The 14,528-nt window shown below is 62.1% G+C and carries 15 protein-coding genes; 13 read left to right on the forward strand and 2 right to left on the reverse strand.

The genetic code is table 11. The features are described 5' to 3' along the window. Positions 1–101: 101 nt before the first annotated feature. Positions 102–890 carry an amino acid ABC transporter ATP-binding protein gene (locus tag NW858_RS08595; protein ID WP_414332372.1) on the forward strand — a complete coding sequence of 263 codons (789 nt, stop codon included), beginning with the start codon at positions 102–104 and terminating at the stop codon, positions 888–890. A gap of 10 nt (positions 891–900) precedes the next feature. Here NW858_RS08595 and NW858_RS08600 read toward each other — a convergent pair whose 3' ends face one another. Further along, the gene (locus tag NW858_RS08600) at positions 901–1,806 is read right to left on the reverse strand and encodes a class I SAM-dependent methyltransferase (protein ID WP_414332374.1); all 906 of its coding nucleotides are present in this window, start codon (positions 1,804–1,806) and stop codon (positions 901–903) included. A gap of 201 nt (positions 1,807–2,007) precedes the next feature. Here NW858_RS08600 and NW858_RS08605 point away from each other — a divergent pair, with 201 nt between their 5' ends. The 11 genes from NW858_RS08605 to NW858_RS08655 all read left to right on the forward strand — a co-directional run bounded on the left by NW858_RS08605 (position 2,008) and on the right by NW858_RS08655 (position 11,664). Then, on the forward strand, positions 2,008–3,462 hold the full coding sequence (locus tag NW858_RS08605) for an ABC transporter substrate-binding protein (RefSeq protein WP_414520289.1): 1,455 nt from the start codon (positions 2,008–2,010) through the stop codon (positions 3,460–3,462). Positions 3,463–3,531: 69 nt separating this feature from the next. Beyond that, on the forward strand, positions 3,532–4,347 hold the full coding sequence (gene trpA / locus NW858_RS08610) for a tryptophan synthase subunit alpha (protein ID WP_414332452.1): 816 nt from the start codon (positions 3,532–3,534) through the stop codon (positions 4,345–4,347). A 408-nt stretch (positions 4,348–4,755) separates the two neighbouring features. Beyond that, positions 4,756–5,277: a phycocyanin subunit beta gene (locus tag NW858_RS08615; protein ID WP_304411987.1), complete on the forward strand. Its 522-nt coding sequence runs from the start codon at positions 4,756–4,758 to the stop codon at positions 5,275–5,277. Between the two features lie 141 nt (positions 5,278–5,418). Next, entirely contained in the window at positions 5,419–5,907 is a 489-nt protein-coding gene (locus tag NW858_RS08620; RefSeq protein WP_414332378.1) for a phycocyanin subunit alpha, read from the forward strand. Between the two features lie 298 nt (positions 5,908–6,205). Further along, a complete protein-coding gene (locus NW858_RS08625) occupies positions 6,206–6,475 on the forward strand; it encodes a phycobilisome linker polypeptide (protein WP_414332380.1) in 270 nt (89 codons plus the stop codon). Between the two features lie 52 nt (positions 6,476–6,527). Then, positions 6,528–7,298 carry a HEAT repeat domain-containing protein gene (locus NW858_RS08630; RefSeq protein ID WP_414332382.1) on the forward strand — a complete coding sequence of 257 codons (771 nt, stop codon included), beginning with the start codon at positions 6,528–6,530 and terminating at the stop codon, positions 7,296–7,298. A 46-nt stretch (positions 7,299–7,344) separates the two neighbouring features. Next, positions 7,345–7,986 carry a HEAT repeat domain-containing protein gene (locus tag NW858_RS08635; RefSeq protein WP_414348508.1) on the forward strand — a complete coding sequence of 214 codons (642 nt, stop codon included), beginning with the start codon at positions 7,345–7,347 and terminating at the stop codon, positions 7,984–7,986. A 46-nt stretch (positions 7,987–8,032) separates the two neighbouring features. Further along, positions 8,033–8,758, forward strand: a complete 726-nt coding sequence (locus NW858_RS08640) for a phycobilisome rod-core linker polypeptide (protein ID WP_414332386.1) — start codon at positions 8,033–8,035, stop codon at positions 8,756–8,758. 142 nt (positions 8,759–8,900) lie between these two features. Beyond that, entirely contained in the window at positions 8,901–9,212 is a 312-nt protein-coding gene (locus NW858_RS08645; RefSeq protein WP_414332387.1) for a DUF6825 family protein, read from the forward strand. Further along, positions 9,209–10,945: an ABC1 kinase family protein gene (locus NW858_RS08650; protein WP_414520290.1), complete on the forward strand. Its 1,737-nt coding sequence runs from the start codon at positions 9,209–9,211 to the stop codon at positions 10,943–10,945. Before NW858_RS08645 ends, NW858_RS08650 begins: the two co-directional genes overlap by 4 nt. Next, positions 10,945–11,664, forward strand: a complete 720-nt coding sequence (locus NW858_RS08655) for a Stp1/IreP family PP2C-type Ser/Thr phosphatase (protein ID WP_414332391.1) — start codon at positions 10,945–10,947, stop codon at positions 11,662–11,664. Before NW858_RS08650 ends, NW858_RS08655 begins: the two co-directional genes overlap by 1 nt. Positions 11,665–11,675: 11 nt before the next feature. Here the strand turns inward: NW858_RS08655 and NW858_RS08660 are convergent, their stop codons facing one another. Beyond that, positions 11,676–12,593, reverse strand: coding sequence for a histone deacetylase (locus tag NW858_RS08660; RefSeq protein ID WP_414332393.1), 918 nt, complete (start codon positions 12,591–12,593; stop codon positions 11,676–11,678). Positions 12,594–12,726: 133 nt separating this feature from the next. Between NW858_RS08660 and NW858_RS08665 the strand changes: the two genes are divergently transcribed. Then, positions 12,727–14,526, forward strand: coding sequence for a protein kinase domain-containing protein (locus NW858_RS08665; protein ID WP_414520291.1), 1,800 nt, complete (start codon positions 12,727–12,729; stop codon positions 14,524–14,526). Positions 14,527–14,528 lie beyond the last annotated feature (2 nt).

The following is a 14,528-nucleotide window of genomic DNA, read 5'->3' on the forward strand; positions in this document are numbered from 1 at the left end:
CAGGGCGTAGAGAAATGTTATGTAGGCTACGGTTATAGCTCAGCCGGTTCTGCCATGGTACCCATGCTTGCTTTGATGAAATAAAAGGGATTTATCCGCCCATGAAAGGATCCCCGCGCATGATGTCTTCACCCTCCCTGCCAACCTCAGCCGGCACCGACATCATCCAATGTGAAGATGTTCACAAATGGTACGGCGAGTTCCACGTCCTCAAGGGCATTACCACCCGCATCCGTCGCGGCGAGGTGGTGGTGGTCTGTGGACCTTCAGGTTCGGGCAAATCGACGTTTATTCGCACCCTGAACCGCTTAGAAGAACACCAGAGAGGACGCATTGTGGTAGATGGCATTGAGTTGACCAGTGACCTGCGCAACATCGACGCCATTCGCCGCGAAGTGGGCATGGTTTTCCAGCAGTTCAACCTGTTTCCCCATCTCACGGTCTTGCAGAATGTAACCCTCGGCCCGATTCATGTGAAGAAAATGAAAAAGGCCGAGGCAGTTGAACGGGCCATGGAGCTGCTCAGGCGGGTGGGAATCGCTGAGCAAGCGGAAAAGTATCCTGGTCAACTTTCGGGGGGGCAGCAGCAGCGGGTGGCCATTGCCCGCGCCTTGGCCATGAATCCGGCGGTGATGCTTTTTGATGAGCCGACCTCGGCGTTGGATCCGGAGATGATCAAAGAGGTGCTGGACGTGATGCGGGAGCTGGCCCGCTCGGGCATGACCATGGTGTGTGTAACCCACGAAATGGGCTTTGCCCGCGAGGTGGCGGATCGAATTATTTTCTTCGACCGCGGCAAGATCGTGGAAGAAAACACCCCCCAGGAGTTTTTCAGCAACCCCAAGGAAGAGCGTTCCCGCCTTTTTTTGTCGCAGATCCTTTCCCACTAAGGGGCTACGCTTAGAGAGGCGCAAGCCGTGCCAGAAAGGCTCCCTCCGGCTCTTGGTAGAGAATTTGTCCCTGCCAGCCGTGGGCGTGGGCATAGCGCAGCAGGGTCTCCGGATCCACAAACAGCCAGGGAAAGGGATCCCCGCGCTGCCCGTTGTACTCGGCCACAAAGTTCACCACCTTGGCTTTTGCCTCGCCCGCCGCTTTCAAGTCCTTCCCCTTCTCCCAATCCTCGGCTTCAGAATCGGCTGAACTTTCTACCTGCGGCAGATCCGCCGAGCCGCCATCTTCCCTGAGGTCGCTTAGATCGGTGGAATCCACAAGCAACTGGCCGGTGGGCTGAACCCAGTGGCGGGCCAAGGTTAAAAAACGCTCCAATCCCGCCAGGGATCCCACCAGGCCGACGCCGTTCATCAGCAGCAGCAGCGTATCGAAGGGCTCCTCCGGCCCCTCCCAGGAGAACAGGTCGGCGGCAATGCGGCAGCGCACCCCCCGTTCGGCCATGATCTGCAGAGCCACGGGGGAGCGATCCAGGGCGGCCACGGCCAACCCCTCCTCCTGCAGCAGCAGGCTGTGGCGGCCTGTGCCAGCGCCGATGTCCAACACCCGACCGCGACACAGATCCAAAGCCAGGGCCTCCACTTCCGGCAGCTCCTGGGTGAAGAACACCTCCGGCGAGACCACCTGGGGCTCTTCCGCCAGTGGGATCCCCTCGGCGCTGTAGGCGTGCAAGCGCAGGGATCCCCTGGCCTGGCCCCGGTGCCAGTCCCACAGGGCTTGCTCGAGCGGATCCTGAGGCAAAGGGTTTTCGACAACCTCTATCATGGGAAGGGAAAGCCAGCGTCTTGCCCCGATGTCGCATTGCTTGACGCCGCCGCTATCGTCCTTTTGCGATCGCTGCAGGGGTTTGGGCCCCATCTCTGCAGGCTAACCGGGAGACTGAGCCCCAGCGTACACCCAGAAGAGCCTCGGCAACCCCCTCTGTTCCTGTCTCCATTGTGGAGCACCTGGAGCGCCAATACCGCAACAGCCCTTCCTACCGGCCCGATCCTTCAGGTATGCTTCAAGAAAGCTCTTGAAGATCCTTGAAGAGGGGGGTTCCAGGAGCTTCCTGAAGGTGTGAGCAGTACCCCTGCTGCCCGGATTCTGCTGTTGTTCTCTTCTTTAGGGCCCATGGTTGCCAAGTCTCCGCCACCCATCGTCTACATTGCTCTGGGGCTCCTGCTCCTCTGGGGCGGTCATCGCGCTTGGCGGGCGGGCTACCTTCGCTGGCCGCCAGGGATCTCGCTGCCAGGGTTGGGCAGTAGGGCCCAGGATCTGCTCTTAACCAGCGGCGAGCGCACCCTCTTTGCCGATAGCAGCCCCGCCGCCGTGGCTGCCGCAGAGCTCATCCGCCAGGGCAATTTCAGGGCGGCGATCCCGCTCTTGGAGATGGGGCTGCAGAACAACCGCAACGACCCGGAAGCGCGCATTTTTTTGAACAACGCCCGCGCCCAGCAGCAGGGCAACCCCTTGAGCTTGGCCGTGGTGGTGCCCATCTCCAGCAACCCCAACCGCGCCAAAGAGACGCTGCGGGGCGTGGCCCAGGCCCAAGAGGAGCTTTTCCAACAGGGGGGCCTTGGGGGGCGGCTGCTGCGGGTGGTGATTGCCGACGACGGTGATAACCCGGAGCGAGCGGCGGCAGTGGCCAAAGCGCTGGTGGGCCAGCCTGAGATTTTGGGGGTGATCGGCCACAACGCCAGCGATGCTACCCTGGCGGCGGCTGAGATCTATCAGTCTGCCGGCCTGGCCATGATCTCCTCCACCTCTACCAGCACCCGCATCAGCCTGCTGGGGAACGCCATCTTTCGCACCGTCCCCTCCGACCAGATTGCTGGCACGCAACTGGCCCGCTATGTCCTCAACAAGCTGCGCCTGCAGAGGGTGGCCATCTTCTACAACCCCAACAGCGCCTACAGCACCAGCCTGCGCGACGCCTTTGCCTCCACCCTGACCAGCGAAGGGGGGATTGTGCTGGCCACCTTCGACCTAACAGCCGCCGATTTCAACCCCCAGGCCAGCCTCCAGAGTGCACTGGAGCAGGGATCCCAGGCGGCTTTCTTGGCACCCACGGCTTCCGTAGCCGAACAAGCGCTGGCCGTTGCCCGCCAGAACGCCCTCCTCGGCCAACCCCTTGCCCTGGTGGGGGGGGATGTGCTCTTCAGCCTCACCACCCTCAAGGAAGGGGGAGCAGCGGTGGAGGGCATGGTGGTGGCGGTGCCCTGGCATCCCGATCTTCTCCGCAGCCGCGGCTTTGCCCAGAAGGCAGCCCAGATGTGGGGAGGGCAGGTGAGTTGGCGCACCGCCCTGGCCTACGACGCCACCCGTGTTTTTCTTCAGGCTATTCGGCAGGGATCCCCCAGCCGCAGCGGCATTCTCACTGCCCTCGGCGACTCCAACTTCCGCTTGCCAGACGGCGCTTCCGGGGAGGTGCGCTTTTTGCCCTCCGGCGACCGCGATGCCCCCAACGTGCTGGTGCGCATTGAACGGGGCAACCGCTCCGGCACGGGCTACGACTTTGTGCCTCTCCCCTAGGGATCCCGGCAAGCGCTACAGTGGGGGATGCTCTCAACTCTCTCCATCTCCTCAGCTCGGACGGATCCCATGCCCAGCCGGATCACCGCGTGTTTCCAGGCGCTGCGCAGCCGCGGCGAAGCCGCCCTCATCCCCTACCTCACCGCCGGGGATCCCGACCTGGAAACCACCTTTGAAGCCCTGCAAGTTTTGGATCAACACGGCGCCGATCTCATCGAGTTGGGGGTGCCCTACTCGGATCCCCTGGCCGATGGGCCGGTGATCCAAGCAGCAGCTGCCCGCGCCCTCAGGCGGGGTGTTACCTTGGGTGCCATATTGCAGGGCTTGAGGTGCCTCTCCCTGCAGGCTCCCCTCATCCTCTTCACCTACTACAACCCTATCCACCAGCTCGGCCTCCCCACCTTTGTACAGCAACTGCGCCGGGCCGGCTGTGCTGGCTTAGTCGTCCCCGACCTGCCCCTGGAAGAGGCCGGATCCCTGCGGGAAGCAACGCAGGCAGAGGGGATCGACCTCATTTTACTGGTGGCCCCCACCAGCCCCGCGGAGCGGATGCGCCGTATTGCCCAACAGTCCAGCGGCTTTATCTACCTGGTCAGCACCACCGGCGTCACCGGCGAACGGGCCACCCTGGAGCAGCGGATCCCGGCCTTGCTGCAGCAGTTGCGCCAATACACCTCCCTGCCGATCGGGGTGGGCTTCGGCATCTCCACCCCCGACCAGGCCAGCCAGATCGCCCGTTGGGGAGCCGATGCCGCCATCGTGGGCAGTGCCTTCGTGCAACGGCTGGCCAAAGCCCCCACCCCCGCCCAAGGGCTACAGCAAATCGCCCACTTCTGCCGGGATCTCAAGGCTGCCCTGCAGGGGATAAGCACCCCACAACATTGACAGCCGATGGCTTTGCCGCTAGCTCAAAACAAGGGAAACGAATGTTTACCTTACGACTGAAACAAATGTTTACATTTTATCCGCATCCTCGCCGACCCATTGCCCGCCCGCGGCCCCATCAGAGACAGGAGATCGGCGGCTGAGCAGGCAGCTCGGCGTTGGTTTATTTGTAAATCTTTACAAAACACTCATCCCTCCCGCGCTATAAAATTGACCTGGATGCTCGGCTGTCTGAAGGTCGCAGAAGTTCTTGACCTATCTCAAAATCTGGGGCTTCGGTGGGGGTAATCTGCTCCACAGGATCCCCGGTTTTTGGGGAAACGGGATCCCACAAGAGAGCTTGGGATTCGGCTTTTGAGAGGTTCAGCCAGTCGCTCATCGCTTTTTGGAAAGACCAGAAGGAGATCCATCATGCAAGACGCCTTTACCCGGGTGATCGCTCAGGCAGATGCACGCGGCGCCTTTTTAAGTGATCAAGACTTCGACCGTCTGGCGGCTTTGGTGGCAGAGGGCAACAAGCGCCTGGATGCGGTCAACCGCATGACCAGCAACGCCGCCCAAATCGTAACCAACGCAGCTCGGTCTTTGTTTGCCCAGGAGCCGGATCTGATCGCTCCTGGGGGCAATGCCTACACCAACCGTCGCATGGCCGCCTGCCTGCGGGACATGGAGATCATCTTGCGCTACATCACCTACGCCACCCTGGCGGGGGATAGCTCGGTGCTGGAAGATCGCTGCCTCAACGGCCTGCGGGAAACCTACATTGCGCTGGGGGTGCCCACCACTTCTGTGGCCAATGGTATCGCTGCCATGAAGAAAGAAGCCCTGGCCAAGATCATGGATCCGAAAGGCATCACCCCTGGCGATTGCTCGGCGCTGCAAAGCGAGGTGGCCAGCTACTTCGACAAAGCCGCTGCCGCCATCGTCTGAGGACGGCTGGGTTGTCCCTCTTCAGACCTGTTGAATCCATCTTTCTGATTGGGTAGGTGGAGATCCTCAAGTTGGGACGTAATCCGCCATTCCTGCAGAACGTTCGTTAACAACCAAATCGATGAATTTAGGAGTTGCAAGGTGAAAACCGTCATCACTGAGGCGATTGCTTCCGCTGACAATCAAGGGCGTTTTCTCAATGCCAGCGAGCTGCAGGCGGTCAACGGCCGTTACCAGCGTGCTGCTGCTTCCCTGGAGGCGGCCCGTGTCCTGACCCAAAACCAACAAACCCTGGTGCGGGAAGCGGTGCAGGAAGTGTTCAAGCGCTTCCCCTACCTGACCCAGCCGGGCGAAATGGGCCACGGCGATGTGTTTCAGGCCAAGTGTGCCCGCGATATCGGCTACTACCTCCGCTTCATCACCTATTCTCTGGTTGCGGGCGGCACCGGCCCCCTCGATGAATACTTGGTAGCCGGGCTGCGGGAGGTGAACCGCTCCTTCAACCTCTCTCCGAGCTGGTACATTGTGGCTCTGCAGTACATGAAGAACCGCGCTCTGGGCATGCTGAGCGGCCAAGCGGCCAACGAAGCGGCCATCTACTTCGACTACGCCATCAACGCCCTCAGCTAAGGGATCCCAGGGCTAGAGATCCCCACTTGTGGGGAGTGGACGATCTCTTTCTTCGTCTTCCAGTTGTATGTCTCTCCAGAGCAGGCGGGTCTGGCCCCGCGGTTTTCGGGTTGAGTCAGCATTTTGGCTCCTCTTCAGCCGAATGGGTTGGTCGCCTGCTCTTTGTCTTAATCGTTCTGGGCATTGCCCCATGGCAGGGCGGAGCAGCCCGCAGAAGCAGCCGATATGGCTTGTCGGGTGAAGGGCGGCTCCTGCCTGTGTTCTGGACGAAACCCAATATAGATATCTGGGGAAAGCGATGTTTGGTCAAAGCACCACCGGCCCTGAAACCCTGACGGAAGCTGGCAGCCGGGTTTACAGAGTTGAGTACACCGGCCTGCTCAACCCGCCGGATGCCCTGGCCACCTCTGCCAAGGTGCGTCGCAGCACCCTGAGCACCACCGTTCCCTACAGCCGCCTGTCTGCCGAGATGCAGCGCATTCTGCGAATGGGCGGCAAAATCGTGCAGGTCATCGCTCTGGCGGGAACCGATGCCGCCTCTGCCCAAGGCAACGGTGCTGCTGAGTAAGGGCTGCGGACAGAGTTGCCCAAGGGTCATGAACAGCTCTGCAAAGGTTCGCATGGCATCCAACACGGCGGTGCTGCCGCAACAGCTCACTTGGGAGCAGGCGATAGCCCGGCTGCAGGGGGATGACCTGCAAGAGCGGTACTATGCCGCTTGGTACTTGGGCACGATTCGGGATCCGCGCGGGGTAGAGCCGTTGCTTTTGGCGTTGCAGGATGAACGGGATCGCACGGTCTTGGGGGGCTATCCGCTGCGGCGCAATGCTGCCAAGGCGCTGGGGCAAATCGGCGACGTGCGAGCCGTACCCGGCTTGATCGAGGCGCTCACCTGTACCGACTTGCATGTGCGGGAAGAGGCCGCCTATGCCTTGGCCCAGTTGGGGGACAGGCGAGCGGTGGATCCCTTGCTGGCCTTGCTGCAGTCGCGGGAGCAGGAACAGCCCTGGGAAGCCCTTATCGAGGCGCTGGGCCAGCTCGGCGCCACCGAGGCCGAGGCGGCGATCCGGCCTTTTTTGAGCCACCCTTCGGAGCGGGTGCGTTCGGCAGCCGCCTGGGTGCTCTATCGCTTTACCCAAGCTGAGGAGCTGACCCAGGTTCTGGTGGCGCTGCTGGCTCACCCCAATTTCAGCCTGCGCCAGGCTGCTTTGTTCGACCTGGCAGAATCCGGCTGGGTGGCAGGAGCGCCGCTGTTGGCGACCGCCGATGTAGCCCTCAACCTGCGCATCAACGCTCTGAAGCGGCTGTTCGACGTGGCGCTGCAGTTGGGGCAGGTGTCGCCGGATCGGGCGGCAGCGGCGATCCTCCCGCAACTGGACAAGCTGTTCTAGTCGCTCTCCCCGGCTCCGGCTTTCGACTTCACTTCTAGCTCTGCCTATGTCCTCTTTCTCGGCTGCACAAGTGCTCCCCGCTGCTGTGGCTCAACTGGCCGCCGAGCTGGAGCAGGCCACCTCAGCAGAAGACCTGCTGCGGGTGGTGAGAGCGCTGGGATCCCTAGGCCAGGTGGAAGGGATCCCCCTGCTCATTCGCGCCTTTGGCTTCAACCGCCCTGCCGTGGGAGAAGCCGCCTTGGAAGAGGTGTTGCGCTTTGGGGAGGCGGCAGTACAGCCTTTGCTGGCTAACATCGATGGCTTCGACTACGGGGCGCGCGCCTATTCGGTGCGGGCGTTGGCCCGCATCGGCCACGGGGATGCCTATCCCTTTTTGGCGGAGGCGATTGTAGCGGACTTTGCCCCCAGCGTGCGGCGGGCGGCGACCCGTGGGCTGGGGCGGGTCGCTGCACGGCGGCCCCTCTCCGACCAAGAGCAGGCCCTGGAGCTGCTGCGTCAGTGCTTGGGCGACGCCGATTGGGGCGTCCGCTATGCCGCCGTCGGATCCCTGACGGATTTGGCTCGGCTGGGAGAGGCATCTTTGCGATCTGCCGTCGAGGCAGCCCTGCAAATGGCCTTGCAGGATACGGATCCCTTGATTCCCCTGCGCGCCCAGTTAAGTCAGCAGGAGCTGGCAGCCGATCCATAGCCCTGTCCCCCTTTGTCGTCTCTTGTTTCTTCAAGGAGCACCACCTATGTCTCTTCCGTTGCTTGCCGATCGTCCCACCACCCAAAATGAGCGGGTGCCTCGTTACTTTGTGCCCAGCGACGAAACCCCGCCGGTCTATCGTCCTGATGACCCGACGGGCGTGGACAACATCATTCGCGCTGCCTATCGCCAAATCTTCAGCGAGCATCTGATGCTGGAGAGCTATCGACAAAAAGCTTTGGAGTCGCAGTTGCGCAACGGAGCGATTTCGGTCAAAGAGTTTGTGCGCGGCCTGGGCAAGTCGGAGGTGTACCGGGATCTGGTCATGGTTCCCAATGACAACTACCGCTTCATCGAGGTCACTTTCCAGCGCTTCCTGGGCCGGCCCACCTACAGCCAACAGGAGCGCATTAAGTACTCCATCATCGTTGCTACCCGTGGGCTGGATGGCCTCATCGACGCTGTAGTGGATAGCGAGGAGTACAACGCCGCTTTCGGGGACGATGTGGTGCCCTATCAGCGCCGTCGCCTCTCCGAAAAACCCGCTAACTTGGTGACCCCCCGCTATGGAGCCCGTTGGCGGGATGTCTCCGGCGTGAAGCGCTCGACCCGGGAAGTGGTGCGCACCTACCGTCTCACCCGCCCGCCCAAACCCGGGGATCCGGAAAACTTCCTCAACATGGCCCGCATGCTCAATCCCCAGCCGGCGGCGCGGCAAAACATCAGCGTCTTCGATCTGAAGATCCCCGACATGACCACCAGCCGCCGCTAGCACTGGACAAACTTTCCAGGACGATCCCTCGCGGGATCCGTCGGGCCGATCGATCCGATGCTGTTCGGGTAGGTCGGCTCGCGGCTGTGCTTGGGCAAGATTCGTTATAATTCTGAGTGATGCTTCTTAACACTTGGGTTGCATGAAGAATCCGGTTGTGCGGGCTTTTTTTGTTGGCAAAGCCGTAGCAGATGTTCTGCGGGAGCGTTGGGAGAGCGCCCTTGCCGACATTGCCGGAGAAGTGGGCAAGGTGTGGGCTGAGCTACAGGAGGGCTGGCAAACCTTTGCCCAGGATGTCATGACCCGAGCTGAGGCAGAAGCCTCGGTGGCTGCCCAGGAGATGGTGCCCCCTCCTTTCAAGACAGAAGATTTGCAGGCAACTCTGGACGACCTGCGGGCAGAAGTGGCGCAGTTGCGCTCCGAGTTGCAGAAATATCGGAGTCGAAACGCTTGAATGCCAGCAGACAGGGATCCCCGACTTCCCCGGGATCCCAATCGGTCAAGCCCCATACTGCCTACCGCTGGGCCCGGGAGAATTACACTCGCCAAGGCCGCACGCTGGACATTTGGCGATTTGTGCTCACCTGGCTGTTCTACCTTTGGCTGGATCAGCAAGCTTGGAGCTATGGGGGGCAACCCACACCGGAGCGCAAGGCCAGACGTCGGCGCGCCAGAGCCATTTGGATCCGTGAAACGCTGCTCCACCTCGGCCCTACTTTTATCAAAGTGGGGCAGTTTTTCTCCACCCGCGCCGATCTCTTCCCCTCTGAATATGTCGAGGAGCTCTCCAAGCTGCAGGATCGGGTGCCTGCTTTTGGCTACGAACAGGTGGCGGCCATCGTGCAGCAGGAGCTGGGCAGGCCAATAGCCCAGATCTACAGCTATTTCGATCCCACCCCCTTGGCGGCGGCCAGCTTGGGGCAGGTGCATCGCGCCAAGCTCAAGACCGGCGAAGAGGTGGTGGTCAAGGTACAGCGCCCAGGGCTGACCCGGCTGTTCACTATCGATCTGGAGATCTGCCGCGGTATTGCCGAGTTTTTTCAGTACCGCACCCCTTGGGGCGGGCCGGGCCGGGACTGGATCGGCATCTACGAAGAGTGCCGCCGCACCCTCTGGGAAGAGGTGGACTACCTCAACGAGGGCCGCAATGCCGATACTTTTCGTCGCAATTTTCGGGACATGCCGCAAATTGCCGTCCCCAAGGTGTACTGGCGCTACACTTCCCCCCGTCTGCTGACATTGGAATACCTGCCGGGGATCAAAATCAGCGATTACGAAGCCCTGAGCGCGGCGGGGCTGAACCGCAAGGTCTTGGCCCGCTTGGGGGCAGAGGCCTATCTGCGGCAATTGCTCAAAGACGGCTTTTTTCATGCCGATCCCCATCCCGGCAACATTGCCGTCAAGCCGGATGGCACGTTGATCTTTTACGACTTCGGCATGATGGGCCGCCTGCGCTCCGATGTGAAAGAGAAGCTGATGGGCACGCTGGCAGGTGTGGTCTCCAAAAATGCCGATCGGGTGGTGGCCTCGCTGGTAGAGCTGGGGGTGCTGGTGCCCACCGCCGATCTGGCGCCGGTGCGTCGCTCGGTGCAGTACATGCTGGACCACTTTATGGATAAACCCTTTTCCAGCAACTCAGGAGCAATCTCGGTGGCGGCCATCAGCGAAGACCTCTACGAGTTGGCCTACGATCAGCCGTTTCGCTTTCCGGCTACCTTTACCTTTGTGATGCGGGCTCTAACCACGTTGGAGGGGTTGGGAAAGGGGTTGGATCCGGAGTTCGACTTTATGGAAGTGGCCAAGCCTTTTGCGGAGGAGCTGATGAGTTTAAACGGAACCGAGACCGAGACTCTCTTGGCCCAGGTTGGCCGCCAGGCGGCTGAGTTTACCAGCAGCAGCCTCAGTTTGCCCCGCCGCCTCGAATTGACCTTGAGCAAGTTGGAACAAGGAGAACTGCGCCTGCGGGTGCGATCGAGCGAGGCAGAGCGCCTGCTGCGCAAGCTGAACAGCACCGGCTTGGGGGTTATTTATGCAGTGTTGTTTGCAGCCTTCTTTCTGAGCGCAACCCAGCTCCTTTTGGCCGGACATGCTACCTTAGCCGTTATCACTTTGGTTTTGGCTGCCCTCGCTGCTCTTGCTTTAATCAGGGTACTCTTGAGGTTGAATCGGTCAGAGCGATTGATGTGATGCGACGATACGCCTGCGCTACGGATCCGGGCAAGGTTCGCAGCAGCAACCAGGATGCCTACTACTGCGATCCGGAAGGACGTTACTTCATCGTTGCCGATGGCATGGGAGGGCACGCTGCCGGGGCAACGGCTAGCTTGTTGGCCGTCGAGACCATCCGGGCCTATCTGGATCGAGGCTGGAAAAACGTGCCGGCACCCAAGTTGCTCAGCGAAGCGGTAGAAGCAGCCAACGAGGCCATCCTCAAGGACCAGCGGCAAAACCCGGAGCGGGCCGACATGGGCACCACCGTGGTGGTGGCCTTGGTGGATCCTAACAACAATTGCTGGAGCGCTCACATTGGCGATTCTCGCCTCTATCGCTTGCGGGGATCCGAGATGCAGCAGATGACGGAGGATCACACCCTGGTGGCCCGCTCGGTTCGCCAAGGGGAGTTGACTCAAGAGCAAGCCCGCGTCCACCCCTGGCGACATATTCTCGAGCGCTGCCTGGGCCGGCCCGATGCGGGGCCGCCTGCCGTGCAGCCGATTACAGTTTGTCCGGGGGATCGCCTGCTGTTGTGTAGTGACGGCCTCACCGAGGAGCTGGAGGACGAGGCTATCGCCGAGTATTGCCTGCAGGTAGAGGACTTGGAGCAGCTCCCCCGCAAGTTAATCGAGGCGGCCAAAGAGCGGGGCGGGCGAGACAACATCACGGTGGTGATCGCCGAATATGCCTAGTTGGCAGCCAGCTAGAGACGGTATTGCCGGTACACTTCGCCGGCGGCGCGGTGCAGCAGCGAGTGGCGGTACACAAGGCGGGCAAGGTCTTGGCCATAGCCGCCGCCGATGACGCAGGCGACCGGATGGCCCCGTCTCACGCAAGTATCCAGCACCTGCATGTCGCGGCGAAACAGCCCCTCGTCGCTGAGGGCCAGCTTGCCCAAGAGGTCTTCTGCGTGGGGATCCACCCCCGCGTCGTAGAGCACCAGATCGGGGCGCACCTGGGCCAAGAGATCCGGCAAGTGGTCGGCCAAGATTTGTAGATAGGCTTCGTCTTCCAGGCCCACCGGCAGAGGCACGTCCAGGTCGCTCTGTTGTTTGGTGGCCGGGAAGTTGGCGGCGCAGTGCATGGAGAAGGTAAACACCCGCGGCTCGGAGCGGAAGATCCAGGCGGTGCCATCGCCCTGGTGCACATCCAAGTCTACAATCAGAACCTTGTGCACCAGCCCCTGCTGCAGCAGGACTTGGGCGGCAATGGCCAGGTCATTGAAAATACAGAAGCCGGAGCCGTAGGTGGGAAAGGCGTGGTGGGTGCCGCCGGCGGTATTGCAAGCCAGGCCGTGGCGCAGGGCCAACTGGGCGGTCAGGACGGTGCCGCCCACGGCTCGACAGGTGCGCCGCACCAGCTCAGGGCTCCAGGGCAGGCCGATGCGCCGCTGCAGCTTGGCTTCCAGGGATCCCTCACAGTAGGCCCGCACGTACTCTGGCGTGTGCACCGATTCGATCCAAGCCAGGGGAGGCAGCTCCGGCTGATGCACTTGCTGAGAGCGGATCACCCCTTCCCGCAGCAGCAGCTCGTGCAGGAGGCGGAATTTGGGCATAGGAAAGCGATGGCCCGGCGGCAGGGGGGCGCTGTAGTCGGGGTGGTAAACGACGGGCAAAGACATTCAAAGCAACCGGATTGACGGCGGTGGGCATAGCCTATGACAGCTTCAGTGCTTATGGTAGAGGTAGCCCGCTCCTGTCAGATCCCTGCGGAAGTCTTGCTCTGTTCTCTTCTCTGGATTGCCGCGATTTCCTATGTTCACTTCCTCGGATCCCTTTTTGGATCGCCTCTTGGCCCAGCGCTATCGCCTCACCCATCTGCTGGGGCAAGGAGGCATGGGGCGGGTCTATTTGGCCCAAGATCTGCTCTTTGGCGGGGTGGAAGTGGCCGTTAAGCTGCTCTCCCAGCCGGCGATGGACGAGCAGGCCCGCCTGCGCTTCGAGCGGGAAGCGAAAGCCTGCGCCGCTTTGGGCCAAAAGAGCCTGCACATTGTCAAGGTGAGCGACTACGGCATCACTGCCGATGAGGTGCCCTTCTATGTGATGGAATACCTGAACGGCCAAACCCTCAAGGATATTCTGGCGGCGGGACCTCTGCCTCTGGAGCGCTTTTTTCGGCTGGCCCGCCAAATTGGCCTGGGGCTCAAAGCAGCCCACGAAGGGATCCTCTTGGAAGGGCAGCGGATCCAGGTCATCCACCGCGACCTCAAGCCGGCCAACGTGATCGTGGTGGCCGACGAGAGCTTGGGGGAGCTGGCGAAGCTGGTGGATTTCGGCATTGCCAAGCTGCTCAACACCCGTGAGTCGCTGAGCCTCACCCACGCCTACTTGGGGACGCTGGCCTACTCCTCCCCAGAGCAATTGGAAGGGTTGCCGCTGGATGCCCGCTCCGACATCTACAGCTTCGGGATCATCCTCTACCAGATGGCGTCCGGCCAGATGCCCCTCCAGCCCACCACGGAATCTTTCCCGGGCTGGTACCAGGCCCACCACAAGCAGCGCCCCCTGCCTCTGGAAGAGCTGGGACTGCCCGCTGGCCTCTCCGACCTCATCCTCAGTTGTTTGGCCAAAGATCCAGCCGCCCGTCCGCCCACGGTGGCCAATGTGTTGGCAGAGCTGGAGCGCATCCAAGCCGGGATCCAAAGTTCCGCCCCTGTTGCCTTTCCATCGCCAGGGATCCGTGGCGCCTCGCTTCGGGATCCTGCTCCTTTAGCCACAGCCGGCACGCTGCGTCTCAGGCCCGTGACAGGGGCCACTGCGGCGGAAAACAGGGGACCCCTGCGCCTGATCCCCTTCTTGGCGGGCGGTTTGCTGGGTTTGGCTTTGGTGAGTTGGGGGTTGGGGCGGTTTCTGCAGCGCCCTGCGGCTCCGGTGATCTCCGGCTCTCGCCCCTCGCCAGCTCCCACGGAGTTAGAGGATGAGCGCCCCGGAGCGGGTGCGCAGCCCGATACGGCCCCTGAACCTCTTGCTCTGGATCTGGGCGGCGGCGAGACGGTTCGGGATCCGGCGCCGGAGCTGGAGCCCTACGCCAGCAGCGAGCCGGTGTTGCGCGCCTTCCCTCTCCAGACTTCCCGCGAGGTGGTGCGGGCCGCCCTGGGATCCCCCAGCCAGCAGGGGCGGGGCGCCTGGCCCAACACCGTGTACGACCTGTACCGCTTGGGCGGCATGAACTTGAGCCTCACCTACGACGAATCCAGCCTGGCGCTGCAACAAATCGAGGCCACCATCGCCGACGACGTGCCCGCCCCGCAGGCGGAAGGGCTGCTGGAAGACATGCTGCAGGCCCCCTTGCCCCCCCAGTTGCAGCGAGAACTGCAGGCGGTGCGGGAAAACCGTTCTGAGCGCGTCCAGTTCCGCTCCGGCTCTTGGTCTGGCCTCGTCGAGCGCACCCCCCAGGGCCACCTCTACCTGGCCGTTTGGGATCCCCCGCCCAGCCCTTCACCTTCCCCGCCCACCGTCCCCGTTGCCCAGCCCCGTCCGGCCCCCGCCGGCCCTCGTCCCGGCCAGACCATGCAGGAGCTGCTGCGCCGTACGCGCGAACTGCGGGGAGATTGAGC

It is taken from the genome of Synechococcus sp. H55.10, from assembly GCF_047502715.1.
Lineage (GTDB): Bacteria > Cyanobacteriota > Cyanobacteriia > Thermostichales > Thermostichaceae > Thermostichus.